The sequence below is a fragment of the Ensifer sp. Root127 genome, assembly GCF_001425225.1.
Classification (GTDB): Bacteria; Pseudomonadota; Alphaproteobacteria; order Rhizobiales; family Rhizobiaceae; genus Ensifer; species Ensifer canadensis.
Window position 1 is genome coordinate 65,697 of record NZ_LMDX01000051.1, and the last position, 26,378, is coordinate 92,074.

A 26,378-nucleotide genomic window follows, 5' to 3' on the forward strand; every position below is an offset into this window, starting at 1 on the left:
AGCTCCTGTCACAGTTTCGGGCTCAAGGGAGCGATCGCAGCAAAGCGCTGCCAGTCCTTGGCGGATTTCGGGGTCCATGCGGCTTCGGCGATGGCGCACAGCCTGGGGAAGACGAGCCGATTGAAGTAGCCGCGCGACAGGAAATGCTCCGACCAGATGCAGGCCTGAACGCCCTTCATGCGCGCTTTCAGCTCATCCGGAAATTCGCCTTCGGCCTCGTAGCCATAGGTATGGGCCGACGTTGCCGTCCCGGCCCAGCTGGCGCCCGGTTCCTGCCAGGCGTCGGCCTGCGCCATGTCGAGATAATAGGCCTGACCGGGCGTCATCACCACGTCATAGCCTTCCCGCGCAAGCTCGATGCCGACCTCCGGCCGCTCCCACGCCATCAGCAACGTGCCTTCGGTCTCGACGCCGCCGCCATGGGCGACCTCGTTCCACCCGGCAAGCTTGCGGCCGCGGACGGTCAGCATCTGCTTGACCTTCTTCAGGAAGAAGGATTGCAACGCAAAGGTGCCGGAAAGACCCTCTTTCTCCATCAGCTTCTTCGCCAGCGGCGAGGCAAGCCAGGAACCGTTGGCAACCTCGTCGCCGCCGATATGGATGTACTGGCTCGGGAACAACTCGACCATTTCGTCGAGCACTTTCTCGAGGAAGTCATAGGTAAAGGCGATCGCCGGATTGAGCGCATTGTTCGGGTAGCCCTGAACGGAATGATAGCTTTCCGGCGCTTCTTGGCCATCGGTCAGGTCAGGCAGGGCGACAAGCGTGGCGGTGCTATGGCCGGGAATGTCGATCTCCGGAACGATCTCGACGTGAAGCGCCGTCGCCTGGGCCACCAGGGCTTTCACATCCTCTTGGCTGTAGAACCCGCCGGCGGGTTCCGCACCGTTGCCGAGTTGCGGCAACAACGGTTCGTCCGGCCCGCGCAGCACGCCGATCGTCGTTAACGTTGGAAACGCCTTGATTTCAAGCCGCCAGGCTTCGTCATCCGTCAGATGCCAGTGGAAGATGTTGAGCTTGAACCAGGCGAGAATATCGATGAGGCGGGAAATGTCCGATGTCGGGTAGAATTGCCTGGATACGTCGAGATGACAACCGCGCCAGCCGTAACGCGGCGCATCGGAGATCGTGCCCTGCGCCGGAAAACGGAATTTTTCCGGATGCGTGCGCGCGCCGTTCAGCAGCTGCGCCAAGGTCGTCAGCGCGTATTGCCGGCCGGCAGCACCACCATAGGCAAGGCGGATCTCCTTGGTCGAGAAGGCCAATTCGTAGGCCTCGGCAGCAAGCGTCGCATTCTTCGAGAAGACAATTGCCCGCCCTTGACTGGAGGCAACCAGGCTGAATGGCGCATGCCCCGCCGAAAACAGACGATGAAAAAGCCCAAGCACGCTCGCGACCGCTGCCACGTCGTCGGGCGCCGTCATCGGCGCGGGGTAAAGCACGACGGGAAAGCTGTCGCCTGCCCAGGCGTCGATTTGCGCCGGCCATGGCTGCATCGAAAACGGCAGGTCGAGCTTGCCTTCGGGCAGTTGTGCTGGCGGAGGCTCGCTCATGGCATTTTCCAGGAGCAGATCGGAGACGGCGACCGGCACATGCTCGCCGCTCGAAAACGTCAGATAGGCTGACTTGGCACCATCAGTGCAGTGCTTCGCCTGTCGATGCAGGCCGCTCACCGTGAACGTCCAGCTTTCGCCGGGGCCAAGCGTCAGCCCGGCGGGTGGTGCGAATTCATGAAAATTGGCGTTGCGGCGCAGGAAAGTGGCGTTGTCGCAGGCCTCCGGCACGATTACGCGCGTGAGCGACGTGTACACCAGGCGGAAGCCCGTGAGCGGTGTGGCTGAGAAATTGAACAGCGTGAAGGTGAACCGGCCAAATGCGCCGCCGTCAGGCTGCCAGGACGCTTCGAGACGATAGGAAACGGGCGCCATGATTTTCCTCCCAGAAGTCTTTCGGTCAGTAGTAGCTAGATTGTGAGAAGGTTCGCGCCAGTTCAGCCTGGCCGGCGGTCAGACCGCAATCGACAGGCAGGCACACGCCCGAGATCGCAGCGGCGAGCGGCCCTGCGAGGAAATGTACGGCGTTGGCAACATCGTCAGGATTGACGATGCGCTGCAGTGGATACCAGCGGCGCGCTTCCTCGAAGACGTCAGGATTGGCGGCGGCACGCGCTTCCCATGCCTGCGTTCGCACAGTGCCCGGCGCAACGGCGTTGGAGCGAATGCCGAACTTGCCGTACTCGACGGCGATGAGGCGTGTCAGGTGCAGCAGGCCGGCCTTGGCGACGCTGTAGGCTGGATGACCGAAGACATTCATGCCGTTGACGGAGGCGATATTGATCACCGAGCCGCGGCTTTCCTTCAGCATGTCTTCCACCGCGCGAAAGCACAGAAAGGCCGCTTCGAGGTTCAGCGCATTGTCCATGCGCCAGATATCCGGCGTCGTATCGTGCAGGCTGACGGCGCGTGCGGCGCCGGCATTGTTGACGAGCGTGCGCACCGTACCGTGCTCGCCGGCCGTCGCGGCCAAGTTTCCGACGCTTGTCGCATCCGTCACGTCACAGGCGACCGGAACGAAGCGCTTGCCGTCGCCGATCTCGCGCGCAGCCTTCTCGGCAGCACCGCTGTCGATGTCGGCAAGCAGGACGACGTCATGGTCTTCCCCAAGACGTCTGGCGATTGCGCGGCCGATATCGCCGGCTGCACCGGTGACGATGGCGACGGACTGCGTCATGCGGAAACCTTTCGCGGCACGTCAGTCTCCCAGCAACTGGCGGTCATCACCGTCGCGGTGCGTCACCAGCTGCTGCTTGATGCGCCGAAGTGTGACCGTCGCCTGCGGCTGAACCCGGTAGGCAACGAGACTTGAGAGGATATCGAGCAGCGCCAGATAGGCGATGCGGGTGGAGGTCGGACGATAGATGTTGTTGCCTTCTGGCAGGTCGACAGGAACCGTGATCGTCGCCGCGGCCGCGACCGGGCTGTTGCTCTGGGTCAGCGCAATCGTCGGCACCTTGAGCTCGCGCGCCAACGTGAAGGCGCGCACGAGTTCGGCGTTCCGGCCCGAGAAGGATGAGCCGATCAGAACGTCGCTTGGGCGAGCGGCGGCCGCCATCATCAGTTGCATGCTGTGGTCGGAACTGGCGGTAACACGCAGGCCGTAGCGAAAGAGCCGGTTCTGCAACTCGCTGGCTATCATCGAGGAATTGCCGCCCGAACCGAAGGCATAGATCATTTCGGCCGTCGCAATGCGCTCGACCGCCTGTTCGATTGCCGCGAGATCCAGCGAACGATGCAGGAGGAAAAGCGCGTTCTGCGCCTTGGTGATGATGTCCTGGGCGACGTCACCGGTCTCGCGGCTCTTCGGCTCCGGCTTCAGGTAGCGCATGCCGATATAGGCGGTGCGCGCCAATTGCACCTTGAAATCGGAGAAGCTGTCGCAACCGAGCCGCCGACAGAAGCGCGTGACCGTGGGAGGAGAGACATCGGCCTTGCCGGCCAGCTCGATGATCGATGCATTCACCGCGAACTCGAAGTCATTCAGAAGAATATCGGCGATGCGGTTCTCCGATTGCGAGAGCCGGCCCTTTTCTTCCTGAAGTGTCGCGAAAATATCCATCGGCTGCTGATGTCCTTAGGGTCTATCAGCCTTCCTTCGGCTTGTAGGCGATGCAGTCGATCTCGACCTTGCAATCAACCATCATCGCCGACTGGACGCAGGCCCTCGCCGGTGGATGCGCACCGAAATACTCCTGATAGATCTTGTTGAAAGTCCAGAAATCACGCGGATCGTCGAGCCAAACGCCGCAACGCACCACGTGCTCGGTACCGTATCCGGCCTCGTCCAGAATGGCCAGAAGATTGGCGATCGCCTTGTGCGTCTGAGGGATGATACCGCCCTCGATGATCTCGCCTTTTTCCATGGCGACCTGGCCGGAAACATGCAGCCAGCCGTCCGCTTCCACCGCGCGCGCAAAGGGTAATGGCTTACCGCCCGCACCGACTTGTTCAGTGCCATACCGTTTGATGGTCATGTGTGCCTTCGTGCAAATTATTTTCTTTGATCGTTGACAAGTGACCATAGAAAGCTGAATTTGACCAGAGAAAAACACCATTCATGAAAAGAATTTCAATCCAGGGCGAAAACATGCGGGATCCCTTCCTCAATCCGTTCCCCTCTTCCGACACCGCACGCCATAGCATCTGGGAGATGCTTGTTCCGCGCGATATCGACGCTTTTCTTTCGGCCGACTGGTCGATGGTGGCAGGTGACTTTGTCGAAGACGGCTTCATCGGCATCGATGGACGTCGCGAAACCAATCCCGACAATTGGCGCCTCACCTTTCCCTCGCTTTCGGCCTATCGCGATGAGTGGCTGCGCCAGGCGAAAGATTTCGCGGGCCTCTCCTTCGCGGAAGACACACGCACGGCGATCTTCACGACGACGACGCTTGAGGACATCGAGGTCAATGGCGACTTCGCGCTTGCGCGCAAGAAGTTCGACGGCGGGTTGAAGAAATCGGACGGCAGCTTCGACGTGATGAAATGGCAGACGGTCTATTATTGCCGCCTGCACGAGGGACGCTGGAAGATCTCCGGTTTCACCGGCTACCTGCCGAACCCGATGGGACCGGCCTAAAAAGCAAAAAGGCAACGGCATTGCGGATCTTCACAGCAGCGCTTGCAACGGAAACCAATACCTTCTCGCCCATCTGCATAGATCGCCGCGCCTTCGAGGCGTCGCTCTACGCGCCGCCGGGCGAGCATCCTGAGACGCCGACGCTCTGTACGGCGCCGATCACAGTCGGCCGCCGCATTGCGGCGGAAAAAGGCTGGACGCTGATCGAAGGCACCGCCACCTGGGCGGATCCTGCCGGCCTCGTCAACCGCCAGACCTATGAGAGCCTGCGCGATGAAATCCTCGACCAGTTGCGCGCCGCGCTTCCGGTCAATGCCGTCGTCATGGGACTGCACGGCGCGATGGTCGCTGCCGGCTACGAGGACACCGAAGGCGATCTTCTTTCTCGCATTCGCGAGATCGTTGGCCCTGATGTTCTCGTCTGCGCCGAGTTGGACCCGCACAGCCACTTGACCCAGAAGCGCGTTTCGGCGTCAGACTTCTTCGTCTACTTCAAGGAGTTCCCGCACACCGACTTCGTCGATCGTGCCGAGGATCTCTGGCGGATCGCCATCGACACGCTGGAAGGTCGCGTGACGCCTGTGATGTCAGTGTTCGACTGCCGCATGATCGACGTCTACCCAACTTCGCGCGAGCCGATGCGCTCCTTCGTCGACAAGCTGATGCGTATCGAAGCGGAGGACGCCGATGTCCTGTCGCTTTCGATGGTGCACGGCTTCATGGCGGGCGATGTTCCGGAAATGGGCACGAAGGTGCTCGCCGTGACCAACGGCAAACCGGAGAAAGGCGAGGCGCTCGCACGGGAACTCGGGCTCGAACTCTTTTCGAAACGCGGAACCTTCATCATGCCGCAGATCGACGAGAAGCAAGCTGTCGCCGAGGCGAAGGCTGCGACCGAAGGCCCGGTCGTCATCGCCGATGTCTGGGACAACCCGGGCGGCGGAACCGCGGGCGACGCGACGGTGCTGCTCGAGGAACTGCTGGCACAGGGTGTCACTAATGCCGCCGTCGGAACGATCTGGGATCCGATGGCCGTGCAGATCTGCATGGCCGCCGGCGAAGGCGCCGAAATCCCGTTGCGCTTCGGCGCCAAGTCGGCTCCGGGAACCGGCAATCCTGTCGATGGCATCGTCAAGGTGGTCAAGCTGGTCCGCGACGCCGAAATGCGGTTCGGCGAGAGTTTTGCCCCCTTCGGCGATGCAGCCCTCATTTCCTATCGCGGCATCGATATCATCCTGAATTCGACGCGGGCGCAAAGCTTCGATCCGAGCCTCTTCTCGGTGATGGGCCTCGACCCGCAGTCAAAGCGCATTCTGGTCATCAAATCGACCAACCACTTCTACGCCTCGTTCTCCAAGATCGCCGCGCAGATCCTATATTGCTCGGCCGGCACCCCCTACCCGAACAACCCCGCCAAGACCGCCTATCTGCGCGCACCCAGGAATATCTGGCCGAAGGTCGCCGATCCGCATGGTCTCGAAAAGGGAGCGGCGTGAACCAAGGCAGTTTATGCGGCGGCCGCGATCGAGGCGGACAGTCAGCAGATCGGCCTTCTGATCTGGCCTATTCTCATCACCAATAACGAAAACGGCCGCTGTCCTGGTCATGGACAGCGGCCGTTCTTGTCTTAGTCTAGCTACGCTCCGCTCAGGCCGCCGCCGGGTCGAGCAAGCCCATGTCGATATCGGTGAGTTCGACACGCCGCTCGAGCGCGATGCCCGCCTCGTCAAACAGATGGCAGTCGGCGGCACGTATGCCGGTCAACACCTGTTCCTCCGGGCGGATTGCCACCGTGCCCGGCAGCATCGCGCAATAGTTCTCCCCTTCACCGCTGATGGCGGCATAGGCAACGGTATGGGCGCCCAGGCGCTCGATCACCGTTGGCGTGACTGTCAGCGACAGGTCTCCGGCGCCGAGCAAAATGTGCTCGGGCCGGACGCCCAGCGTCAATGTCCGCCCAACCAGGCCATCGTGCGGCCTGACCGGGACGACAACCGTCTTCCCCTTGTAATCGACCTCTACGCCGGCATCGCTGACGCCTTTGCAGGTGACCGGCAGGAAGTTCATCTTCGGGTTGCCGATGAAACCGGCGACGAAGATGTTGGCTGGCTTATGGTAGAGCTCGAGCGGCGCGCCTGTCTGGGCGATTTCACCGGCATTGAGCACGACGATCCGGTCCGCCATCGTCATCGCTTCGACCTGGTCGTGCGTGACGTAGATCATCGTGGCCCGCAATTGCCGATGCAGCTTCGCCAATTCAATGCGCATGTCGGCGCGCAGCGCCGCATCGAGGTTAGAGAGCGGCTCGTCGAACAGAAAGATCTTCGGTTCGCGCACGATCGCCCGGCCGATGGCCACCCGTTGGCGCTGGCCGCCGGAGAGCATTCCCGGCTTTTGCTGTAGCCGCTGGTCCAGATGGAGAATGCGCGCTGCATGCTCCACCTTGGCCTTCAGTTTCTCTTCCGGCATGTTTTCCACGCGAAGCGGAAAGGCAATGTTCTCGAAGACAGACATGTGCGGGTAGAGCGCATAGGATTGGAACACCATCGCGATCCCGCGCTTGACCGGCGGCAGGTCGTTGACGCGTTTGCCATCGATCACGATGTCCCCCGAGCTGGTCTCATCGAGACCGGCTATCATCCTGAGCAATGTCGACTTGCCGCAGCCGGAGGGTCCGACGAAAACGACGAACTCACCGTTCCTGACTTCGAGCTGAATGCCTTTCAGCACCTCGAATGTCCCGTAGAATTTCTGAACCGTATTGAGATTGAGCTGTCCCAAGAAACTGTCTCCGGCCACCGGCGAGAAGCGGCACGTTCGTAAGCGGATTGGCCTGGGCCGCGGACCAAAGATCCGCGGCCCGGTGATCTTACTTGTACTCTTCGAGGTCGGCGGCCGCCTTCTTCAAGGCGTCGGCCGGTTCGGCCTTGCCGGTCACCACCGACTGGACCATTGCGATGATGACGTTCTGGAAGCCCTTGTAGTCGGTAAAGAGCGGCTCCGGACCACCGAACGCGATGCCGTCGATGAACGGCTGCCAATAGGGGTCCTTCTTGACGAATTCGTCAACCATCGGCGACGGACGCAACGGCGTCAGGCCGGCCGCGCCTTGCAACTCATACTCACCTTGCGGACCGGGCGAGGTGATGAATTTGGCGAATTCGGTCGCCTTCTCTTCGACACCGGAGCCCTTGAAGATCGCCAGGCTGTCGGTAATCAGCAGCGTCCCCTCGCCCTTGGCCGATGGGCCGAGCGGCAGCGGCGCAACGCCCCAGTTGACCTTGGTGTCCTTCAGGCGCACAGCGGCACCAGACCCGCCCTGGATCATGCCGACCTTGCCGTCGAGGAAGATGGCGCGAACCTCGTTCTGTTCGTAGGCGGTCGCCCCTTCGACGGAATAGGGAGTGATGTCCTTGTAGGCCTGGAGCGCGGCGAGAACCTCCGGGCTGTCGATGACGATCTTGTCGCCATCGATCACCTTGCCGTTGTTGGTGTACACCCAGTGCATGAACTGGTGCATCGTGTTGTCGAAGGTCTTGGCCGGAAGGCCGTAACCGGCGATACCCGTCTTTTCCTTGATCGCCTTGGCGAACTCGATCTCTTCGGCCCAGGTCTTCGGCGGCTTCTCAGGATCAAGGCCGGCCTGCTTGAACAGGTCCTTGTTCCAATAGAGCGCCTTGGTCGAGAACGCGATCGGAACGCCCCACTGGTTGTCGTCGAAGGTCACCGTGTCGACGATGTTGGGGTAATAGCTCTTCTTTTCCTCGTCCGTCATCGGCACGGGAACGATGAGATCGTTCTGGGCGAACTCCTTCAGCGTGCGCGAGCCGACATAGGCCATGGCGACCGGCGTGCCGGCAGCGGCAAGCGTCGTTGCCTTATCCTGGCACTGGGCCCAGCCGACAACTTCCGGCGTGACTTTCCAGCCTGGATTCTTTTCTTCCCACTGCTTGATGTATTTGGCGTGAACCGCATCCATGGTGTCGCCGCAGTAGATCCAGCTGATCTCCTGGTCGGCCGCCTGGGCGGTGACTGCGCCAAGCGCGGTCGAACCGAGCAGGGCGAGCGCGAGTACCCCTGTCTTGAATTGAATTGACACGTTGCAAGCTCCCGTTCTCTGGTGGTTGGTTGGTCTTATTGTTTCACCGCGCCTGCGGTCAGCCCGCTGACGAGATACCGTTGTAGGAGGAAGATCACGACGACCGCCGGCGCGATGCCGACGAAACTCGCCGCCATGAGCTCGTTCCAGATCACCTCTTGGCGACCGAAATAGGCGAAGAGCCCGACCGGCAGCGGCATGTATTCGGTCTTGGAATTGAAGGTGAGGGCGTAGATGAACTGCTGGGCATAGGCGCCGATGAAGGTGGTGATCGCAACAACCGTGATGCCCGGCATGGCAATCGGCAGGATCACGCGGCGCAGCGTATAGAAGTGGCTCGCGCCATCGACGAAAGCAGCCTCGTCCAGCTCGCGCGGAATGCGCATCATGTAAGTGCGCAACAGCCAGATCGCCGACGGGATAAGGAAGGCGACACCCGGCATGATCATGGCGAGATAGGTGTTGAGCACGCCGAAGCTGCGCATCAGCCGGAAAAGCGGAATGAGCAGTACGGCGCCGGAGAACATGTTGACGGCGAGGAAGGCGCCGAGCAGCGCGCCGCTGCCGCGGAATTTGAAACGCGCAAAGGCATATGCCGCCGGAATGACAAGCAGCAACACGATGGCCGTGACGATGGTGGAGATAAAGAAGGAATTGAAGATGTACCGCGCGAAACCGGGCACGCTGTCCCACATGGTCCGATAGGCGGCGAATGATCCGTTTTCCGGCCAGAACTTGTAGGGGGAGGAAAAGAGCAGACCCAGCGGCTTCAGCGAAACGAGGAACCCCTCGACGAATGGCGCCAGAATGAAGGCCAGGAAAACAAAGATCCCGGCATAGATGGCGACAAGCTCATACCAGCGATAGCGGTTGATCAAGGCAGGCTGGCTCATTTCTGTTCTCCCGAGGACAGGCGGCTGGTGACCCGGAAATAGGCAAAGCAGAAGATCGACAGGAAGATGCAGATCAGCACCGCGCGTGCAGCACCCTCGCCGTATTTCTTCGACCCTATGGCGGTGCGGTAGGTATCGATGATCATCGTGGTAGTTTCGCCGTTCGGACCACCCTGCGTGAGGATCCAGATGATATCGAAGGAGTTGAAGGTCGCGATCAGCGACAACATCGACATCGTGATCAGCGACGGCACCAGCAGCGGCAGCGTGATGCGCCGGAATCGATAGAAGCGCCCTGCTCCATCCGTCCAGGCCGCCTCATACAGATCCTGCGGGATCGCCTGCATCGCAGCCAGCATGTAGAGCGTGACCAGCGGCACGCCGATCCACACGTCGGTAACGATTGTCGCCCAGAAGGCCGTCTCGCCGCGTGCGAGGAAAGCGATCGGTCCGTCGATGAGACCCCAGTTCTGCAGCACGCCGGAAATCATGCCGAACTGGCCGTTGTACATCCAGCCCCACATGAAGATGCCGATGGCCATCGGGACGATCCACGGCGGCATGGTGAGCAGCCGGAAAAGCGCGCGGCCGGGCACGGCTGCGTTCAGCATGGTCGCGCCGAAGACACCGATGATCATTTTGATCGAGACCGAGAAGAAGGTCCAAATGAAGGTGCGGAAGATGACCTCGGCGAAGGTCTCGTTGAAGATCTTGTCATAGTTGGCCCAGCCGACCCATTTCGTCGTCTTCTTCAGCGACGCGTCGGTGAACGACAGGATGAAGGTGTCGACAAGGGGATAGGCGACGATGACCGTGACGTAGAGCACGGCTGGTAGGAGCAGGATCCAGGCGAAGATGATCGTGCTGCGTTGAACACTCATCCCGCTTCTCCCCTCAAGCCGCGCGCGAGTGCAAGGCTTCGTCGAACCGATCCCAGATCGGCCTGAGATCGATCACGGTCCGCTTGCGCCGGGCCTCGTCCATCGACAAGGCGAGGATACCGGCTTCGAGCGCATCGATCGTCGAGACCGGCAGCGGCCGGCCGTCACGCACATGGCCGATGATGTCGGTCGCCATCTGCTCATCGGCGCCGTAGTGCTGCGACAGCTCGGTGGCCGCGTACTTGTTCTCGACCACCTTCTTGCCGCTCAGCATCTCGTGCACGTCAAAATAGCCGCGGATAAAATCCCCCTCGGCCATGCCCCGCGATCCCATGATGCAGAAGCGTCGGAACTGGTCCGGCACATTGAGATTGGTGTGGAAGTTCATGCCGACGCCATTGGCATATTCGACGATGGCGACCTGATAGTCGATGATGTCGCCGTCGCTGTCGAACACCTTGTCGGATCCCATCCAGCCGCTCGGCTTGCGATGGAAAAGCTCGAGATCGTTGATGCCCTCGCGTGCGGGGTCGTTTGCGGGAATGAAGCTCTTGCGGCCGCCGAAGCTGGCGACACGTTCCGGACGCGCACCGACGACGCCGTTGTAAAGGTCGAGGTCGTGGCAGCATTTTTCCAGCATGAAGCTGCCGGAATAGCGCTCGTAGCGGCGCCAGTCGCGCATGAAGAAGGCGCCGTGATAGGGTTCGATATGTTCGGATGCCTCGATCGAGACGACCTGGCCGAGCTTTCCTTCGGCAAGGGCCGCACGCAGGTCGCGATACATCGGCGCGTAGCGCAGCACGAGGCCGACCATCAGCCGCTCGTGACCGAATTTCGCCATCAACTGCGCAAGCTCCAGGCTTTCCTGGACCGTCGTCACGATCGGCTTTTCGCTGAAGACTTTGAGGCCGGCCTCGAGCCCGATCCGGATATGATCGAGATGCATGTGGTTGGGCGAACCGATCATCAGCAGGTCGAGCTTTTCATTGGCGATCAGCTCTTCAGGCGTCGCATAGGCCGTGCCGGCGGAGATGCCTTTTTCGGTCAGGCCCGGCAGTCCGGCCGGATTCGGATCGACGTATCCCGCGATCTCGAAATTCTCATCCATGGCTTTGAAAACGTAGCCCAGATATCCCAGACGGAATCCGAGTCCGATTATCCCGACTTTCATGCGCGCACTGTTCCCTTGCCTTATGGCGTAATTTATTTTCGCAGACTGGGACAGTTTTTTCAGGTCGTCAACCTAAATCCGCGTATTTTGTAAAATTGTGAAATTCATTTTCATAAACCCGGAAAATACCGGAAATGCGGGAATAGCCTCTACAGCCAATAAGAGAGGCAACCCCTTCACGCCACAACAGAGGGAAAGCGGTCCAGACCAATGGGGCTCGCCGCGCAGTGCATCTCCATCGCGCCAGAACGAATTGTTGACGAAACTACCGTCCCATTCGAGAACTGATGCTTCGTTCGGCTGCCTGCAAGGCGTCGTGGATCAACACCGCGAGCACCGCGACGATGAGGCCGCCTTGAACGACGAAGGCGAGATTGTTCGACTGGAGGCCGGCGATGATCACCTCGCCGAGCGTCCTTGCCGCGACCGTCGAGCCGATCGTCGCCGTCGCCAGACTGATCACCACGGAGAGCCGGATGCCGGCGAGGATGACCGGCATCGCCAGCGGCAGTTCGATTTTCATCAGCCGCTGGCGCCCGGTCATGCCGGTGCCCCGCGCCGCCTCCATGATCGAAGGCGGCAAGGTCGTAAGCCCAGTCAGAGCATTCTCGAAGATCGGCAGCAGGCCGTAGAGGAAGAGCGCAATCAGCGTCGGCTTCTCGCCGAAGCCGAAGATCGGCACGGCGAGCGCCAGCACCGCAACCGGCGGAAACGTCTGGCCGATGTTCACAAGGCTGCGCGAAAGCGGCAGGAATTCTGCTCCGGAAGTGCGTGTCACCAGGATCGCCAGAGCCAGCGCGACCACCGTCGCGCCAGCCGTTGCAATCGCGACAGTGCGCAGATGCAGAAACGTCAGTTGCAGCAGGCTGCCCTGGTTATAGATGGCCGGCGCATTCTCCTGCACAAGCGGTCGCAACAGCGGCTCGAACCACTGCGGCTGGACCAGAAACGCGATCAGAACGGCTAGAGCAAGCAGCCGGAACAGGTTGGGAAGACGCAGCATCACGATGGCCCCGCGGCACGCTGCGCCAAGCTTTCAAGACTGACCTTGCCGATGAGGACACCATCGGGGCCGACGACGGGAAGAGCCTTGCGGCCGGACCAGAGAAGCGTCGACAGGGCCTCGCGTTGACTGGCAGCGCTTGAGATCGCCTCTCCCTCAGCGGTACCCGGTTCAACGGCTGATGACACCGGCTCGATCGCCAGCAGGCGAAACGGGCGCTCACCGGCCCCGATCAGGCTCTCGACGAAAGCGGTCGCCGGTTTGACGAGCATTTCGGCCGGCGTTGCGTATTGCACCACCTCGCCCTTGTCCATGACCGCAATCCGGTCGGCCAGATGGAAAGCCTCCTCCATGTCGTGCGTGACGAGGACAACAGTCGTTTCGAAGTGTTTCTGGATCGCCAGCAGGTCGTCCTGGGCCTTGGCGCGAATGATCGGGTCGAGCGCGCCGAAGGGCTCGTCCATCAGCAGCACCTTCGGCTCTGCCGCAAGCGCGCGGGCAACGCCGACGCGCTGCTGCTGGCCGCCGGAGAGTTCGTGCGGATAGCGCGGGCCGAACGCCGCGGGGTCGAGCTGAAAAAGCGTCAGCAGCTCGGCGACCTTCGCGTCTATGCGGGCGCGATCCCAGCCGAGCAGCGTCGGCACGGTGGCGATGTTCTGAGCGACCGTGCGATGTGGAAACAACCCGTGCCCCTGGATCGCATAGCCGATCCGGCGACGCAGCTCGTAGCCCGGCAACGAGCGGTTATCCTCGCCATCGAGCCTGATCGTGCCCGATGTCGGTTCGACCAGACGATTGATCATCCTAAGCAGCGTCGTCTTGCCGGAACCGGACGTGCCGACGATAACGGTAACCGTGCGCGGCGCGATCGTCAGGCGGACATCCCTGACGACAGTGGTTTCGCCATAGCGCTTGGTAATGCCTTCGATCTCGATCATGCGCTTTGCACCTGGTTGCGGTTCGGAGTAGCCGCCTCGATCACGGCGTCGAGGACGATTGCGGCCGTGAAGGCAAGGATAACGGTCGGCACTGCCCCGAGCAGCACCAGATCCATCGCCGTCTGCCCCACCCCCTGGAAGACGAAGACGCCGAAACCGCCGCCGCCGATCAGCGCCGCGATCGTCGCCAACCCGATGTTCTGAACGAGCACGATGCGAATGCCGGTGAGAACGACCGGAAAAGCCAGCGGAAACTCGATACCGGCAAGGCGTTGGAAGTCGGTCATGCCGATGCCGCGTGCCGCGTCGTTGGCTTCTCGCGGCACGCCGGCAAGCCCCACCACTGTATTGGCGACGACAGGCAGCAGCGAATAGAGGAAAAGGGCAACGAATGCCGGTGCCGCCCCGATCCCACGGATGCCGATGGCGGCAGCACCCGGAACATGGATCGCAATCCAGCCAAGCGGCGCTATCAGAATGCCGAAAAGTGCAATCGACGGGATCGTCTGGATCGCATTCAGGACACCCAAAAGGCCATCGCGCAGGCGCGTGACACGATGGCAGAGAACGCCGAGCGGAATGCCGACAATGGTGGCGGCGGCAAGCGAACCCAAGGCGAGCATCACATGCTTGCCTGCCTCGGCCCAGAAGGTGTCGGCGCGGCTGGCATATTCTTTCAGAAGCGACAGACCGTCCCAGGTGCCGGACCACAGGAGCGCGGCAATAAAACCAAGGACGGCGGCAAGGAACAGCACTCGCACGAGCGGGGATGGACGCATCCGGGTCAATGCGTCGGCCGCTAGAAGACCGAGCGCAAACAAAAGAATCCAGAACCCTGATGCTGGCGAAACGCGGGCGTAGGTATTTTCAGGCGGCGTCAGGTGGCCGGCTGCAGCACCGATACCGAGCGCCAATGCCGCGATTGTCGAAAAGGCGATGGCAAGGCGTAGCGGGCTTGGCGTTTTCAGGAGGGCGACAACCGCCGTGGCGATCACGAGGATAAGGATGATGGCAGCCCACGCCGGAGGCAACGCCTCGCCGAGCGATCTCGCCTCGCCGGCGACGATGCGGTTGGCACGAAAAGTCGCAAAGGGCGCCAGCAAGGCGCCGTAGGCGGTAAGCACGGCAATGATCACGCCAAGCTTGTCCACGCGGAGCTGCATCAGATCCCTTTTTCTCGCCCGGCTTCCGCTCGACGGACCTTGGTCGTTCTACGCCTAGAAAACAAAACGCTGGTCGGATGCGTGCATCCGACCAGCGTCGCGCATTTGCGTCAACCTATTTCAGAAAGCCGTTCTTCTTCAGGAAGTCTTCGGCAACCGTCTTGGCCGGTTCACCACCGACTTGGACGCGGCCATTCAACTCCTGCAGTGTCACCAGATCGAGTTTCTCGAAGACCGGCTTCAGCAGGGACTCGATCTGAGGATTTTCCTTCAGCACTGCCTCGCGAATGATCGGAGCCGGCTGGTAGATCGGCTGGACTGCCTTGTCGTCTTCCAACACCACGAGGCCGGAGGGGGCGATGCCGCCATCGGTGCCGTAGACCATCGCGGCATTGGCACCATTCGTCTGGTTAGCAGCCGCAGCGATTGTCGCTGCCGTATCGCCACCCGAAAGCGTGATCAGCTGCTCCGGCTTCAACGTGAAGGCGTAGGTCGTCTGGAATGCGGGAAGCGCTGCTGCCGAGTTGACGAATTCGGACGATGCGGCGAGCACGATGTTTCCGCCGCCGGCAACATACTTGCCGAAATCGGACAACGTCGCCAGCTTGTTGGCTTCAGCGACGTCCTTGCGCAGCCCGATTGCCCAGGTGTTGTTGGCCGGCGATGGCGTCAGCCAGACAATCTTGTTGGCGTCGTAGTCGAGCTTCTTGGCGGACTCGTAGGCCTTCGCCGCGTCCTTCCAGACCGGGTCATCGGCCTTCTCGAAGAAGAAGGCGGCATTGCCGGTGTACTCCGGGTAGATGTCGATCTCGCCGGCGGTGATCGCCTTGCGCACCACCGGTGTAGCACCGAGCTGTACGCGGTCTACAGTTTTGATATTATTGGCATTCAACACAGCAAGGATGATGTTGCCGAGCACACCGCCTTCTGTATCGATCTTGGAGGACACCACGACGTCGGCGTTGGCGGCGGCTGCAGTGAGTGTCAAGGCAAAGGCTGTCCCGATAAGCAGTTTGGTCAGGCGCATGGAGATCTCCCTCGAAATTCAGTCCCGCAGTTTGATCACGGAATATTCGCGTCGTCCGGGCAAGCCATTCCATATATGTCAGTCTTCGACGAAAAATAGAGCTGCACGCAGGAAGTGCGGCGCGCGAAAAATTCCAACATCAAGTAACGCGATCGAAAGCATCAACTACCGCATGGGGCAGCGTAGGATTGGACGTTGCAATCAACAGCGTTGTCGGTCACTCTGATTGAGGCCCGCCGGAAACATCCGCTTTCACTCTTGGTTGCGATGCCGCTCGATCCGAACCGCTTGGGGGCTGGCGGCGCGGGTTCGCCCGGCGAACGTTCGGGGAATTGATGTCGATCTATCTTCTCGCGCTTCTCATCGGCGTGGTCGCCGGCCTTCGCGTCATGACTGCACCTGCCGCCGTCAGCATTGGTGCGGCCGCCGGCTGGTTGCCGCTTTCCGGCACCTGGGCAGCCTTCATGGGCTTCCGCTTTACGCCTTACATTTTCGGGCTCCTCGCGCTCGTTGAATTCGTCACCGACCAGTTGCCGAGCACACCGAGCCGCAAGGTGCCGCAACAGTTCGGCGCACGCATCGTCAGCGGCGGATTCTGCGGTGCGGTGCTGGGCACTGCCGGCGGTTCGTTGGTCGGCGGCCTGATTGCCGGCGTCATCGGCGCCGTGATCGGCACGCTTGGTGGCTATGAGGCGCGCAAACGCCTGGTCGCAGCCACCGGCGGTAAGGACCTGCCGATTGCCCTGCTGGAAGACGTCGTTGCAGTGCTGCTCGCGCTCTGGGTGGTGTCCTCGGTCCTATGACAAAACATTTCGACGCCATCATCATCGGCGCAGGCCAGGCGGGACCATCATTGGCCGGTCGTCTGGCCGCGGCCGGCAAGGCCGTGGCGCTTATCGAGCGCAAGCTCTTCGGCGGCACCTGCGTCAACACCGGCTGCATGCCGACCAAGGCGATGGTCGCCAGCGCCTACGCCGTGCACATGGCGCGTCGCGGTGCCGATTTCGGCGTGACAACCGGCCCGGTTTCGGTCGATTTCAAGCGCGTCATGGCGCGCAAGGACAAGGTGAGGACCGACGCCCGCACGGGCGTTGAAAACTGGCTCAAGGGGATGGAAAACTGCACCGTCATCGAAGGTCATGCCCAATTTGAGGACCCGCACACGATCCGGGTGGGCGAAGAAATCCTCACTGCCGACCAGATTTTCCTGAACACCGGCGGTCGGGCGGCAGTACCGGATTTTCCCGGTGTCGACGACGTGCCTTTTCTCACCAATGTGTCGATGATGGACCAGGATGTTCTTCCAAGGCATCTGATCATCGTCGGCGGCAGTTATATCGGCCTTGAATTCGCCCAGATGTTCCGCCGCTTTGGCTCCGAGGTAACGGTGATCGAGAAGGGCCCGAAGCTGATTGCCCGCGAAGACCCAGATGTCTCAGATGCGGTCCTTGCGATCCTGGAGAAGGAGGGCATCCGGTTTCGGCTCAACGCCGAATGCATTCGTTTCGCCAGGCGAGGCGACGATGTCGTCGCCGGCGTCGATTGCACCTCGGGCGCGCCGGAGGTCACCGGCTCACATCTGCTGCTTGCGACGGGCCGCCGGCCGAACACCGACGATCTCGGGCTCGACAGGGCGGGCGTAAAGACCGACGCGCACGGCTATATTGAGGTCGATGACGCCTTGCGGACCAACGTGCCGCACATCTTCGCCATGGGAGATTGCAACGGCCGCGGCGCCTTCACCCACACTGCCTATAACGACTTCGAGATCGTCGCCGCCAACTTGCTCGACGGCGAGCCGCGGCGCGTCAGCGACCGCATCTCCACCTATGCGCTCTATATCGACCCGCCGCTCGGGCGCGCCGGCATGAGCGAGACCGAGGCGCGCAAGACCGGCCGCAAGATTGCCGTCGGTAGGAGGCCGATGACCCGGGTCGGCCGGGCGGTCGAAAAAGGCGAGACCGAGGGATTCATGAAGGTTGTCGTCGACGCCGACAGCAAGGAGATCCTCGGCGCATCGATCCTGGGCACCGGCGGCGACGAAGCGGTTCAGAGCATTCTCGACGTCATGTACGCCAAGAAGCCCTACACCACGATCACCCATGCGGTGCACATTCACCCGACGGTTTCGGAGCTTATCCCGACGGTCTTCGGGGATCTCGCGCCGGCAAACTGACGGTCGGCAAGCCGACCGTCAGGTGTTGGTTCAGACCAGCGCAGAGCGTGCGAGATGGTAGAAATACATCGCGCCACGTTCGAGGATTTCGTCGTTGAAGTCGTAGCGCGTGGTGTGGAGCCCGCTGCTCTCACCATTGCCAATCAGCACGTAGGCGCCGGGAACCTCTTCGAGCAGGAAGGAAAAGTCCTCGCTGCCCATCAACGGCTGGGCGAGTTCGACGAACGCGCCTTCACTGAATTTCTCGCTGATCACGGCGCGCGCCTCTGCGACCGCCTCCGCGTCGTTGATGGTCGCGGGATAACCGACCTGCCAGCCGAAAGTAACATCGGCATTGAAGCTCTGCGCCTGGAAACGCGCAATCTGCTCGACGCGCTCCTGCAACTGCTTTCGCACGGCAGGATCGGTTGCCCGCATGCTGATCTCCAGCACTGCGGTGTCGGGAATGATGTTGGACGCCGAGCCCGATTGGAACGAACCGACGGTCACGACCGAGGGCTGATGCGGCGAGACGTTGCGCGACACGAGCGTCTGCAGCGCCATGACGACGCTTGAGCCGACGACCACCGGATCGACCGTCAGTTCCGGCTGCGCCCCATGGCCGCCTTTGCCCCTGATCGTCAGCGTCAGCACATCGATCGAGGCGGCCATGGCACCGGCGCGCGTCGAGAAGGTACCGGCCGGCAGACCTGGCCAGTTGTGAAGCGCAAAGACGCGCTCGCAGGGAAAGCGCTTGAACAGGCCGTCCTCGATCATCAGCTTGCCGCCGCCGAAATTCTCCTCGGCGGGCTGGAAGATCAGATGCACGGTTCCGTTGAAACTCGCATCCTGCGACAGCGCCCAGGCGGCGCCCAGCAGCATGCTCGTGTGACCGTCATGGCCGCAGGCATGCATCGCGCCGGGATGCTGGCTCTGATAGGCGAGTCCTGTTTCTTCCTGCATCGGCAGCGCATCCATGTCGGCACGAAAGCCGATCGACCGGTTGCTGTTGCCGCGCTTCAGTGTCGCGACGATGCCGGTCGTTGCAAGCCCGCGCGTCACCTCGAAGCCCCAGGACTGCAGCAGGCCGGCGACGAATTCCGAGGTCTTCACTTCAGACAGGCCGATCTCCGGCATCTCGTGCAGCTTGTGGCGGATATTGACGAGTTCAGGCAGGAATTTCGACAGGATCGCGTCGCGCATGGTGTTCTCCTCAAGCCATCTGCAGGAACTGGCGCAGGCGCGCCGACTTCGGGTCACGCATGACCTGCGACGGGGCGCCGCGTTCTTCAACGAGCCCCTTGTGAAGGAAGATGACTTCGCTGGAGATGTCGCGCGCCAGCGACATTTCATGCGTCACCATCACCATGGTGCGCCCCTCCTCCGCCAGTTTCTTGATGACCAGCAGCACCTCGTTGACGAGTTCCGGGTCCAGCGCCGATGTCGGCTCGTCGAAGAGCATCACATCGGGTTTCATCGCCAAAGCCCGCGCGATCGCTGCGCGTTGCTGCTGGCCGCCCGAAAGCTGGTTGGGATAGTGGTCGCGCTTCGGCGTGATGCCGACCTTCTCCATCAGCACCTCGGCCTCGCCGACGGCGTCCTTGCGCGTCATGCCAAGCACATGCATCGGCCCCTCGATGATGTTTTCGAGGATGGTCTTGTGGGACCAGAGATTGAAGCTCTGGAACACCATGCCGAGGCGGGTGCGGATATGCTCGAGCTGGCGCTTGTCGGCGGCAACGAGCTTGCCGTCCTTGCCCTTCAACGTCCTGATCACTTCGCCCGATACCGAGATTTCGCCCTCGTCGGGCGTCTCGAGATAGTTGATGCAGCGCAGCAGCGTGCTTTTGCCAGAGCCGCTGCTGCCGATCAGCGAAATGACGTCGCCGGATTTCGCTTCGAACGAAACACCCTTGAGCACCTCGACCGAGCCGAAGCTCTTGTGGATGTTCTTCACTGACAGTGCGGTTGCGACCATCATCGTTCCTCCCGTGGCGCCTCTGCGCGCCGTGTACCTATGCCTTCGCCGTGCGGTAGCGGGTCAGCCGCTTTTCGACGACGTTCATCACTCGCGTCAGAATGAAGACGACGGTGAAATAGATGATGCCGGCCGCGATCAACGGCTCGAAGATCAACAGCGACTGACGCTGCAGCATGCGCGCGGTGCCCATCACCTCGAGAATGGTGATCGTCGAGGCGAGCGAGGTCGTCTTCAAAAGGATGATCAGATCGCCCGTCAGAACCGGCAAGCAGGATCGCAGCGCCTGCGGCAGCGTGATCCGCCTGAGTATCATCGACGATCGCATGCCGATCGATTTTGCGGCCTCGATCTGCCCACGCGGGATCGCCTTGATCGCGCCGCGGATGACTTCGGCATTGTAGGCCGCCTGGTTGAGGCTGAGCGCGAAGATCGCGTACCACAGGCCGTCGCGAAGATACGGCCACAGGAAGCTGTGGCGAACCCAGGTTCCCGGCAGGACCTGCCCGAGGCCGTAATAGATGAGATAAATCTGCACGAGTAGCGGCGTACCGCGAAACGCGAAGGTGAAGACATAGGCCGGCATCGATAGGATGCGTCGGGTCGAAAGCCGGGCGAGCGCGACAAACGTGCCTATGACCAGACCGAAGACGCCGGCAACGGCGGTCAACAGCAGCGTCAGCGGGGTCGCCTTGATGAGCGCCGGCAAGAAGCCGACAACGTTGGAGATCGCTTCCATCAATTGTGCCCCCGGTTAAGGCGGCGTTCGATCTGCGCGATCACCAAGGCTGAGACAAGCGTAATCAGCAGGAACAGGACGGCCGTCAGCCCGTAGAAGAAAATGTATTGCTTGGTGCCCGCGGCAGCGCGGTAGCCGGTATAGAGCAACTCGCTGAACGAGCCGAGCACGCTGATGATGGCGCTTTCCTTGGTGATGGAAAGCCAGAGATTGCCCATGCCGGGCACGGCGTGGCGCATCATCTGCGGCAGCACGATACGGGTGAAGACCTTGCGTGGCCGCATGCCGATCGAAACCGCAGCCTCGATCTGCCCGGGCGGAACGGCGAGGAAGGCCGAACGCAGCACTTCTGTCATGAACGCGCCGGAGACGAAGGCAAGCGCGATGATTGCCGCCCAGAACGAGCTGAACTGAAACGTCTCGGCGACGAGACCAAAATGCTTCAGCAGCCGCTCAGCGCCGCTTGCCACCGAGAAATACAGAAGCAGGATAACCAGGAGTTCGGGAAGCGAACGCACGACGGTCGTGTAGATATCGGCCAGAAGACGTGGCAAGCGGTGCTTCGACAGCTTGCCGGCAGCGCCCAGCAGCCCGAAGACGACCGCGACCGCATAGGCGACCACGGATACCTGCAGCGTCATCACCAGGCCCCAGGCGAAATCATCGCCCCAGCCCTCGCCGCCCCAGGCAAGCAATTGCCAGTAATACTCCATCCGTCGCTACCTGTTCCCGATTGGTGTCGTCAGCCAAAGGCTGCGATGATGCCCCGGACGCTGCGGTCCGTTTGGCGATCGAGGGCGAAGGGCCTCGGCCCGTCGCCCTCGAAAACGTCCGTTATCACTTCTTGCCGAAGATCCACTTGTCGACGAGCGTCTTGATCTGCCCATCCTTTTCGAGAGCGGCGAGGCCGGCATTGACCTTCTCGAGGTTCGCAGCGTCGCCCTTGCGCACCGCATAGGCAACACCTTCGCCGAGTACGGCGTTCTTGGGAACCTCGACCTTGACTTCGTAGTCGGCGCCGTCAGGCGACTTCAGGAACGTCTGGATGTAGAGGTCCGGGATCAGAACGTAGTCGACGCGGCCGGCGACGAGATCGGCGACGGAGTTGTCGGCGGTATCGTAGCTCTTGGCCTCGGCGCCCGGCAGATACTTGGCGACGTAGGCCGATTGCACGCTCGACGTCTGAACGCCGATGATCTTGCCCTCGACGCTGGCCGGATCGATGATCTGGCCACCGCCGTCGGCGGCGTCGGTCGTCTTGATCTCGCTGGTGTCGGACTTGGCGCCGACGAAGGACGTGCCTTCGGTGTAGTAAGGCGTCGAGAAGTCGACGACCTTGCGGCGCTCATCGGTGATCGAGAACGCACCGATGATGAAATCGACCTTGTTTTCCTTCAGCGACGGGATGAGGCCATCCCACGCCATCTGGTTGATGTCGCACTTCACGGCCATCTTTTCGCAGAGGGCACGCGACAGGTCGGCTTCAAGGCCTTCCCATTCGCCGCCGGCGTTGACCTGCGTGAACGGCATGTACGGCTCCGGCGTCATGCCCAGGCGCATGGTGTCCTCAGCGAAAGCAGCGCTTGCCGCCATGGTGAGGGCGATCCCCGCGAACAGGGCCGACTTGAAAGTTCTCATGATGTTTCCTCCGCGAATATTATGTCTGGATCAGAGCGTGTTGCTGAACCAGCGCAGCGACATGCAGGACAGGCCGGCGTCGATCTTGCCGATTTCTGTCGTCTTCATCGGCACGACCTTGTAGCCGAGCTTGTCGAGCATCTCGATCGTGCGCGGGAAGTCGGAGCCAACCATGACGACGTCGTTGACGCGCAGCGCATTGGCCGCCGGCTCTTCGCCTTCGGGAATAATGACCTGCTTGAAGCGGTCGAACACGCCGGACTTGGCAAGACGAGCGGTCGAGAGCACGGTTTCCTCATCGAGCAGCGAGCAATCGGTCTTGAAGTGCAATACGCCTTCCGGTGTGGTGACGATCTCGCTCTTGCGGCCGAGCTTGTCGAGGCACGCCTGCAGCGCTTCGGCGCCGACCTTGTCGGTGCGGGCGGAAAGACCGATCATCACGCTTTCGCGGGTCGTCAGCACGTCGCCGCCATCGGCAAGGCCGGTGCCCGGCAGATCGAGAACCGTCTCGAACATCGCGCGAAGCGTCGGCTCGATCTCGATGGTTTCCTTGACGCGGGTGGCAGCACCCGGACGCAGGAGGATCGCGCCTTCGGTGAACACCAGCGCCGGATCTTCGACGAAGATCGAATCCGGGAAGGCTTCGAGCGCCGGAAGCACGGTGACCTTGACGCCCGCATCCTTCATCGCAGCGATGTAGGTATCGTGCTCGGCCTTCACGCCCTCATAGGTCGGATTGCCACGGTCATCGGCACGCAGGCCGTTGACGACGGTGGTCGAGGGCGTGCGGACGATGATGTTGTTGAAATTGTAGACGGGGCCTGCTTGCGACATTTGTAGTACCTTTGGCTTGGATGAGGTGCTTCTATCGATCGGATGTGGCGGCGTAAAGCTTTTGCGTACCGGCGGGTTCTCTGCGTGACAAATGCACGCCGGCGAGCATGCAGCGCACGGAGCCGCCGGCAAGCTCGATGGTCGGCACGTCGAAGGCGAGCACGCGCGCCGAAACCTCGATCGCCTTGACCTGGTCCGGCCGAAGCGACGCAAGCGCACGCGCCGACATCACGACGACACGGCCATCGGCGCCGTCGAGTTCGATCGCGTTGCCGGCAAAATTCTCGATCTGATCGATCGTGAGATCGATGACCTGCCGGCCCGTTTCCTCCAGCCGCGCGCAAATTTCCTGTCGCCTTGCCGCGTCGGGGATCATGCTGGTGCCGATCAGCGCGAAATCCGTACCGATGCACATCAGCACATTGGTATGGTAGATCGAGTTGCCGTTGCGGTCGACCGCACCAAACACCATCGGCTCGAAGTTGAAGTGGGTGCAGAAGCGCTCCAGCGCCACCTCGTTGGTGCGGTTCGACCGGGCCGCATAGGCCACGCGACCGATATGGTCGAGCACCATGGCGCCGGTGCCTTCAAGATAGACGCCGTCCTTTTCGAGGCCTGAGTAGTCGATCACGTCCTGGACGCGATACTCGTTCTTGAGCATCTCGATGATGTCGGCGCGGCGTTCGCTCTGACGGCTTTCCGAATACATCGGATAGATGGCCACATGTCCGCCCGAATGGGTGGAGAACCAGTTGTTCGGGAACACCGAGTCCGGACGGGTCATCGTCTCGTCTTCGAACAGGTGGACGGCGACGCCGGCGGCCGACAGGCCATCAGCCATGCGCGTCACTTCATCAAAAGCGGCAGTTGCGATCGCCGAGGGCTTGCGCGCCTCGTCAGTCGACTGGAAGGCATTGTCCTTGGCCGTCATCGGGTTCGGGCCGAAATGGTGCGGACGGATCATCACGACACCCTTCGGCGCCTGTACGGACAGTCTCTTCATCTCAGGCAACGCTCCGCTCGGCAATGACAGCGGCCGCCGGCTGCTTGAACAGTCCGTAGAGATCACGCGGATGCTCCGGCTGCGTCGTCAGGTCGAGCTCGGTGTAGAAGGCCGTGCCCTGGATCCTGTCACGAAGGAAGCGCAGCGCCGAAAAGTCTTCCGTGGCAAAGCCGACGGAATCAAAGATGGTGATCTGCGAGCCCGACCGGCGGCCTTCAGCCTCGCCGGCAATCACGCGCCAGAGTTCGATCACCGGGAAGTCCGGCGCCATCTGCTGGATTTCTCCTTCGATCCGCGTCTGCTCCGGATATTCGACGAAGACATCGGCACGGCGCAGGATATCGCCCTGCAGTTCGGTCTTGCCGGGGCAGTCGCCCCCTACGGCGTTGATGTGCACGCCGGCGCCGACCATATTGTCGGAGAGGATCGTCGCGTTGCGCTTGTCGGCCGTCACCGTCGTGATGATGTCGGCGCCAGCAACGGCCTCTTCTGCGGTCTTGGCGACAACGATATCGAAATCCATGTCGGCGAGGTTCTTCAGGAACTTGTCCGCCGCTTCGATGTCGATATCGAACACCTGCAGGCGCTTGATCCCGAGCAGGGCCCGGAAGGCGAGCGCCTGGAATTCCGACTGCGCGCCAAGCCCGATGATCGCCATCGAGCGGGCATCGGGGCGAGCCAGGTACTTTGCGGCCAATGCAGAGGTCGCCGCCGTGCGCAGACCCGTCATGATCGTCATCTCGGAGACGAGGCAGGGATAACCAGTGCTGACGTCCGAGAGAACACCGAAGGCCGTCACAGTCTGCAAGCCAACATTCGGATTCTTCGGGTGGCCGTTGACGTATTTGAAGCCGTAATGCTCGCCGTCGGACGTCGGCATCAATTCGATGACCCCCGTCTTCGAATGGCTCGCCAGCCGCGGGGTTTTCTCAAAAGCGTTCCACCTGCGGAAATCGTCTTCGATATATTCCGCAAGACCCAACAGGAACGTTTCAATGCCGATCGATTTGACCAGCTCGATTACGTTGCCGACACCGACATACTGAACCACGATTTCATCTCCATCGGGAAATTCGATGAGGTCAGCGTAGGCACGCAAGAAGCGAGTTGAAATTTTAAACTTGCGCAAAATCTTGCAAAAGATTGCGCAAATTGTACAACTCATCTATAAGATTTTTATGCATATCTTCGATGACCTCGATCACCAGCTTATCTCGCTTCTGCGAGAAGACGGCCGCGCGCCCTACTCCAAGGTCGCCTCGGTTCTCGGCATATCGCGTGCAACCGTACAGACGCGCATCGACCGGCTGCTGGAAACCGGGGCGGTGCTGGGCTTCACATTGCGCGTCCGCCAGGACTATGACCAGCGCGCCATTCGGGCAATCATGATGATCGAGGTCAGCGGGCGCACGACCACAAAGGTGATCAAATTCCTTCGCGGCCTGCCCGAACTCTATGCTCTCCACACCACCAATGGCGCCTGGGACATGGTGGCCGAAATTCGCGCCAACAGCCTCAGCGACTTCGACCGCATCCTGCGTGAAGTCCGCGACGTCGAAGGCGTGCTCAACAGCGAGACGAGCATTCTCCTCAGCACCATCTGACATCTAAGCTCCATCTGACAGGGGCGCATCCTCGCGCCCTCTCAAACACAGGCAAGACCGTGAGCCACATTCCCCAGATCGATTACGACACCGCTTCCGACGTTATCCGTTCCGCCCATGACGAAGAGATCCGCGTTCGCGGCCGCATGACCAACATGAAGCGTACGCTGCTGCATTCGCCCACAGCCCACCGGATCTATGCGGAATGGTTCACGCTCAGAGAGGAGTTGCGACCGGCGCTCGACGACCGGGCAATCTGGCTGCTGTCGCATGCGATCTCCGAGGCGATGAAATCGCCGATCGCGATGGGTTTTTTCCGCCGCGCCTTTGCCAATTCCGGCGTCGACTTTCATTCGATCGTGCCGACCTCGGACGAGCAGCGGCTGATCGACTTCGGCCGGGCGATCGTCGCCAATTCGAATGCGGTGCCTGCGGAAATCTGGGATGGGTTGAAAGCGCGCTATGACCATGCGGCACTCGTCAACCTCGTGGCGTTTGCCGGGATCATGGTCGCAACGGCGCTGTTCAACAATGTGGTTGAAGTCGAATTCGATGCGGAATTGGCGCCGTTCATGGACTGAAATCAGCCGTGGTTCATGGCCTAATCGAACCACATG

At 61.3% G+C, this 26,378-nt stretch carries 27 protein-coding genes; 6 read left to right on the plus strand and 21 right to left on the minus strand.

Annotated features, from left to right (window positions below):
• Nucleotides 1–8: 8 nt before the first annotated feature.
• Genes ASD03_RS31510 through ASD03_RS31525 form a run of 4 tightly spaced genes read right to left on the minus strand, consistent with a single transcriptional unit; the run spans nucleotide 9 to nucleotide 4,030 of the window.
• A complete protein-coding gene (locus tag ASD03_RS31510; protein ID WP_057218083.1) occupies nucleotides 9–1,928 on the minus strand; it encodes a beta-N-acetylhexosaminidase in 1,920 nt (639 codons plus the stop codon).
• Between the two features lie 25 nt (nucleotides 1,929–1,953).
• Nucleotides 1,954–2,730 (minus strand): SDR family oxidoreductase, encoded by a 777-nt coding sequence (locus ASD03_RS31515; RefSeq protein ID WP_057218085.1) that lies wholly within the window; start codon nucleotides 2,728–2,730, stop codon nucleotides 1,954–1,956.
• A gap of 21 nt (nucleotides 2,731–2,751) precedes the next feature.
• Nucleotides 2,752–3,615 carry a MurR/RpiR family transcriptional regulator gene (locus tag ASD03_RS31520; RefSeq protein ID WP_025428659.1) on the minus strand — a complete coding sequence of 288 codons (864 nt, stop codon included), beginning with the start codon at nucleotides 3,613–3,615 and terminating at the stop codon, nucleotides 2,752–2,754.
• 25 nt (nucleotides 3,616–3,640) lie between these two features.
• Nucleotides 3,641–4,030 (minus strand): RidA family protein, encoded by a 390-nt coding sequence (locus ASD03_RS31525; RefSeq protein WP_025428658.1) that lies wholly within the window; start codon nucleotides 4,028–4,030, stop codon nucleotides 3,641–3,643.
• A gap of 113 nt (nucleotides 4,031–4,143) precedes the next feature.
• Between ASD03_RS31525 and ASD03_RS31530 the strand changes: the two genes are divergently transcribed.
• A complete protein-coding gene (locus ASD03_RS31530; RefSeq protein WP_025428657.1) occupies nucleotides 4,144–4,635 on the plus strand; it encodes a hypothetical protein in 492 nt (163 codons plus the stop codon).
• A gap of 20 nt (nucleotides 4,636–4,655) precedes the next feature.
• Entirely contained in the window at nucleotides 4,656–6,131 is a 1,476-nt protein-coding gene (locus ASD03_RS31535) for a M81 family metallopeptidase (RefSeq protein ID WP_057218087.1), read from the plus strand.
• A 151-nt stretch (nucleotides 6,132–6,282) separates the two neighbouring features.
• Here ASD03_RS31535 and ugpC read toward each other — a convergent pair whose 3' ends face one another.
• The 9 genes from ugpC to ASD03_RS31580 form a co-directional block, all read right to left on the minus strand.
• Nucleotides 6,283–7,416, minus strand: a complete 1,134-nt coding sequence (ugpC, locus tag ASD03_RS31540; RefSeq protein WP_025428655.1) for a sn-glycerol-3-phosphate ABC transporter ATP-binding protein UgpC — start codon at nucleotides 7,414–7,416, stop codon at nucleotides 6,283–6,285.
• Nucleotides 7,417–7,504: 88 nt separating this feature from the next.
• Nucleotides 7,505–8,734, minus strand: coding sequence for an ABC transporter substrate-binding protein (locus tag ASD03_RS31545; RefSeq protein ID WP_025428654.1), 1,230 nt, complete (start codon nucleotides 8,732–8,734; stop codon nucleotides 7,505–7,507).
• Between the two features lie 35 nt (nucleotides 8,735–8,769).
• The gene (locus ASD03_RS31550) at nucleotides 8,770–9,627 is read right to left on the minus strand and encodes a carbohydrate ABC transporter permease (protein WP_057218090.1); all 858 of its coding nucleotides are present in this window, start codon (nucleotides 9,625–9,627) and stop codon (nucleotides 8,770–8,772) included.
• Nucleotides 9,624–10,508 carry a sugar ABC transporter permease gene (locus tag ASD03_RS31555; protein ID WP_025428652.1) on the minus strand — a complete coding sequence of 295 codons (885 nt, stop codon included), beginning with the start codon at nucleotides 10,506–10,508 and terminating at the stop codon, nucleotides 9,624–9,626. The genes ASD03_RS31550 and ASD03_RS31555 overlap by 4 nt, the downstream gene beginning before the upstream one ends.
• Nucleotides 10,509–10,521: 13 nt before the next feature.
• On the minus strand, nucleotides 10,522–11,679 hold the full coding sequence (locus ASD03_RS31560; protein ID WP_025428651.1) for a Gfo/Idh/MocA family oxidoreductase: 1,158 nt from the start codon (nucleotides 11,677–11,679) through the stop codon (nucleotides 10,522–10,524).
• Nucleotides 11,680–11,944: 265 nt separating this feature from the next.
• Nucleotides 11,945–12,682, minus strand: a complete 738-nt coding sequence (locus ASD03_RS31565; protein WP_057218092.1) for an ABC transporter permease — start codon at nucleotides 12,680–12,682, stop codon at nucleotides 11,945–11,947.
• Nucleotides 12,682–13,620: an ABC transporter ATP-binding protein gene (locus tag ASD03_RS31570; RefSeq protein WP_025428649.1), complete on the minus strand. Its 939-nt coding sequence runs from the start codon at nucleotides 13,618–13,620 to the stop codon at nucleotides 12,682–12,684. The genes ASD03_RS31565 and ASD03_RS31570 overlap by 1 nt, the downstream gene beginning before the upstream one ends.
• The gene (locus ASD03_RS31575; protein ID WP_025428648.1) at nucleotides 13,617–14,783 is read right to left on the minus strand and encodes an ABC transporter permease; all 1,167 of its coding nucleotides are present in this window, start codon (nucleotides 14,781–14,783) and stop codon (nucleotides 13,617–13,619) included. The genes ASD03_RS31570 and ASD03_RS31575 overlap by 4 nt, the downstream gene beginning before the upstream one ends.
• Before the next feature lie 115 nt (nucleotides 14,784–14,898).
• The gene (locus tag ASD03_RS31580; RefSeq protein ID WP_025428647.1) at nucleotides 14,899–15,810 is read right to left on the minus strand and encodes an ABC transporter substrate-binding protein; all 912 of its coding nucleotides are present in this window, start codon (nucleotides 15,808–15,810) and stop codon (nucleotides 14,899–14,901) included.
• Between the two features lie 335 nt (nucleotides 15,811–16,145).
• On the opposite strand from ASD03_RS31580, the gene ASD03_RS31585 reads away from it, so the two are divergent.
• Both ASD03_RS31585 and ASD03_RS31590 read left to right on the plus strand, forming a co-directional pair.
• Complete coding sequence (locus ASD03_RS31585; RefSeq protein ID WP_025428646.1) at nucleotides 16,146–16,613, plus strand: membrane protein; 468 nt, start codon at nucleotides 16,146–16,148, stop codon at nucleotides 16,611–16,613.
• Nucleotides 16,610–17,986 carry an FAD-containing oxidoreductase gene (locus ASD03_RS31590; protein ID WP_025428645.1) on the plus strand — a complete coding sequence of 459 codons (1,377 nt, stop codon included), beginning with the start codon at nucleotides 16,610–16,612 and terminating at the stop codon, nucleotides 17,984–17,986. Before ASD03_RS31585 ends, ASD03_RS31590 begins: the two co-directional genes overlap by 4 nt.
• Before the next feature lie 30 nt (nucleotides 17,987–18,016).
• Here ASD03_RS31590 and ASD03_RS31595 read toward each other — a convergent pair whose 3' ends face one another.
• From ASD03_RS31595 to ASD03_RS31630, 8 genes are all read right to left on the minus strand, one after another.
• Entirely contained in the window at nucleotides 18,017–19,168 is a 1,152-nt protein-coding gene (locus ASD03_RS31595; protein WP_057218094.1) for a M20 aminoacylase family protein, read from the minus strand.
• Between the two features lie 10 nt (nucleotides 19,169–19,178).
• Nucleotides 19,179–19,943: an ATP-binding cassette domain-containing protein gene (locus ASD03_RS31600; RefSeq protein ID WP_025428643.1), complete on the minus strand. Its 765-nt coding sequence runs from the start codon at nucleotides 19,941–19,943 to the stop codon at nucleotides 19,179–19,181.
• Nucleotides 19,944–19,980: 37 nt separating this feature from the next.
• Nucleotides 19,981–20,682 carry an ABC transporter permease subunit gene (locus tag ASD03_RS31605; protein ID WP_057218096.1) on the minus strand — a complete coding sequence of 234 codons (702 nt, stop codon included), beginning with the start codon at nucleotides 20,680–20,682 and terminating at the stop codon, nucleotides 19,981–19,983.
• Nucleotides 20,682–21,395: an ABC transporter permease subunit gene (locus ASD03_RS31610; protein WP_025428641.1), complete on the minus strand. Its 714-nt coding sequence runs from the start codon at nucleotides 21,393–21,395 to the stop codon at nucleotides 20,682–20,684. Before ASD03_RS31610 ends, ASD03_RS31605 begins: the two co-directional genes overlap by 1 nt.
• A 124-nt stretch (nucleotides 21,396–21,519) precedes the next feature.
• The gene (locus ASD03_RS31615; protein WP_057218098.1) at nucleotides 21,520–22,320 is read right to left on the minus strand and encodes a transporter substrate-binding domain-containing protein; all 801 of its coding nucleotides are present in this window, start codon (nucleotides 22,318–22,320) and stop codon (nucleotides 21,520–21,522) included.
• A 30-nt stretch (nucleotides 22,321–22,350) separates the two neighbouring features.
• The gene (locus ASD03_RS31620; protein WP_057218100.1) at nucleotides 22,351–23,154 is read right to left on the minus strand and encodes an arginine deiminase family protein; all 804 of its coding nucleotides are present in this window, start codon (nucleotides 23,152–23,154) and stop codon (nucleotides 22,351–22,353) included.
• Between the two features lie 31 nt (nucleotides 23,155–23,185).
• Nucleotides 23,186–24,157: an arginine deiminase-related protein gene (locus ASD03_RS31625; protein ID WP_025428638.1), complete on the minus strand. Its 972-nt coding sequence runs from the start codon at nucleotides 24,155–24,157 to the stop codon at nucleotides 23,186–23,188.
• 1 nt (nucleotide 24,158) lies between these two features.
• Entirely contained in the window at nucleotides 24,159–25,211 is a 1,053-nt protein-coding gene (locus tag ASD03_RS31630) for an ornithine cyclodeaminase (RefSeq protein ID WP_277996393.1), read from the minus strand.
• Nucleotides 25,212–25,335: 124 nt separating this feature from the next.
• On the opposite strand from ASD03_RS31630, the gene ASD03_RS31635 reads away from it, so the two are divergent.
• On the plus strand, nucleotides 25,336–25,761 hold the full coding sequence (locus ASD03_RS31635) for an Lrp/AsnC family transcriptional regulator (protein ID WP_025428636.1): 426 nt from the start codon (nucleotides 25,336–25,338) through the stop codon (nucleotides 25,759–25,761).
• 59 nt (nucleotides 25,762–25,820) lie between these two features.
• A complete protein-coding gene (locus tag ASD03_RS31640; RefSeq protein ID WP_057218102.1) occupies nucleotides 25,821–26,342 on the plus strand; it encodes a hypothetical protein in 522 nt (173 codons plus the stop codon).
• The last annotated feature ends 36 nt before the right edge of the window (nucleotides 26,343–26,378 follow it).

What these genes read in the sequence shown, in the direction of transcription:
- ASD03_RS31510 (WP_057218083.1), bottom strand. Translation starts at nt 1,928, where the DNA reads ATGGCGCCCGTTTCCTATCGTCTCGAAGCGTCCTGGCAGCCTGACGGC.
- ASD03_RS31515 (WP_057218085.1), bottom strand. Translation starts at nt 2,730, where the DNA reads ATGACGCAGTCCGTCGCCATCGTCACCGGTGCAGCCGGCGATATCGGC.
- ASD03_RS31520 (WP_025428659.1), bottom strand. Translation starts at nt 3,615, where the DNA reads ATGGATATTTTCGCGACACTTCAGGAAGAAAAGGGCCGGCTCTCGCAA.
- ASD03_RS31525 (WP_025428658.1), bottom strand. Translation starts at nt 4,030, where the DNA reads ATGACCATCAAACGGTATGGCACTGAACAAGTCGGTGCGGGCGGTAAG.
- ASD03_RS31530 (WP_025428657.1), top strand. Translation starts at nt 4,144, where the DNA reads ATGCGGGATCCCTTCCTCAATCCGTTCCCCTCTTCCGACACCGCACGC.
- ASD03_RS31550 (WP_057218090.1), bottom strand. Translation starts at nt 9,627, where the DNA reads ATGAGCCAGCCTGCCTTGATCAACCGCTATCGCTGGTATGAGCTTGTC.
- ASD03_RS31555 (WP_025428652.1), bottom strand. Translation starts at nt 10,508, where the DNA reads ATGAGTGTTCAACGCAGCACGATCATCTTCGCCTGGATCCTGCTCCTA.
- ASD03_RS31560 (WP_025428651.1), bottom strand. Translation starts at nt 11,679, where the DNA reads ATGAAAGTCGGGATAATCGGACTCGGATTCCGTCTGGGATATCTGGGC.
- ASD03_RS31565 (WP_057218092.1), bottom strand. Translation starts at nt 12,682, where the DNA reads ATGCTGCGTCTTCCCAACCTGTTCCGGCTGCTTGCTCTAGCCGTTCTG.
- ASD03_RS31570 (WP_025428649.1), bottom strand. Translation starts at nt 13,620, where the DNA reads ATGATCGAGATCGAAGGCATTACCAAGCGCTATGGCGAAACCACTGTC.
- ASD03_RS31575 (WP_025428648.1), bottom strand. Translation starts at nt 14,783, where the DNA reads ATGCAGCTCCGCGTGGACAAGCTTGGCGTGATCATTGCCGTGCTTACC.
- ASD03_RS31580 (WP_025428647.1), bottom strand. Translation starts at nt 15,810, where the DNA reads ATGCGCCTGACCAAACTGCTTATCGGGACAGCCTTTGCCTTGACACTC.
- ASD03_RS31585 (WP_025428646.1), top strand. Translation starts at nt 16,146, where the DNA reads ATGTCGATCTATCTTCTCGCGCTTCTCATCGGCGTGGTCGCCGGCCTT.
- ASD03_RS31590 (WP_025428645.1), top strand. Translation starts at nt 16,610, where the DNA reads ATGACAAAACATTTCGACGCCATCATCATCGGCGCAGGCCAGGCGGGA.
- ASD03_RS31595 (WP_057218094.1), bottom strand. Translation starts at nt 19,168, where the DNA reads ATGCGCGACGCGATCCTGTCGAAATTCCTGCCTGAACTCGTCAATATC.
- ASD03_RS31600 (WP_025428643.1), bottom strand. Translation starts at nt 19,943, where the DNA reads ATGGTCGCAACCGCACTGTCAGTGAAGAACATCCACAAGAGCTTCGGC.
- ASD03_RS31605 (WP_057218096.1), bottom strand. Translation starts at nt 20,682, where the DNA reads ATGGAAGCGATCTCCAACGTTGTCGGCTTCTTGCCGGCGCTCATCAAG.
- ASD03_RS31610 (WP_025428641.1), bottom strand. Translation starts at nt 21,395, where the DNA reads ATGGAGTATTACTGGCAATTGCTTGCCTGGGGCGGCGAGGGCTGGGGC.
- ASD03_RS31615 (WP_057218098.1), bottom strand. Translation starts at nt 22,320, where the DNA reads ATGAGAACTTTCAAGTCGGCCCTGTTCGCGGGGATCGCCCTCACCATG.
- ASD03_RS31620 (WP_057218100.1), bottom strand. Translation starts at nt 23,154, where the DNA reads ATGTCGCAAGCAGGCCCCGTCTACAATTTCAACAACATCATCGTCCGC.
- ASD03_RS31625 (WP_025428638.1), bottom strand. Translation starts at nt 24,157, where the DNA reads ATGAAGAGACTGTCCGTACAGGCGCCGAAGGGTGTCGTGATGATCCGT.
- ASD03_RS31635 (WP_025428636.1), top strand. Translation starts at nt 25,336, where the DNA reads ATGCATATCTTCGATGACCTCGATCACCAGCTTATCTCGCTTCTGCGA.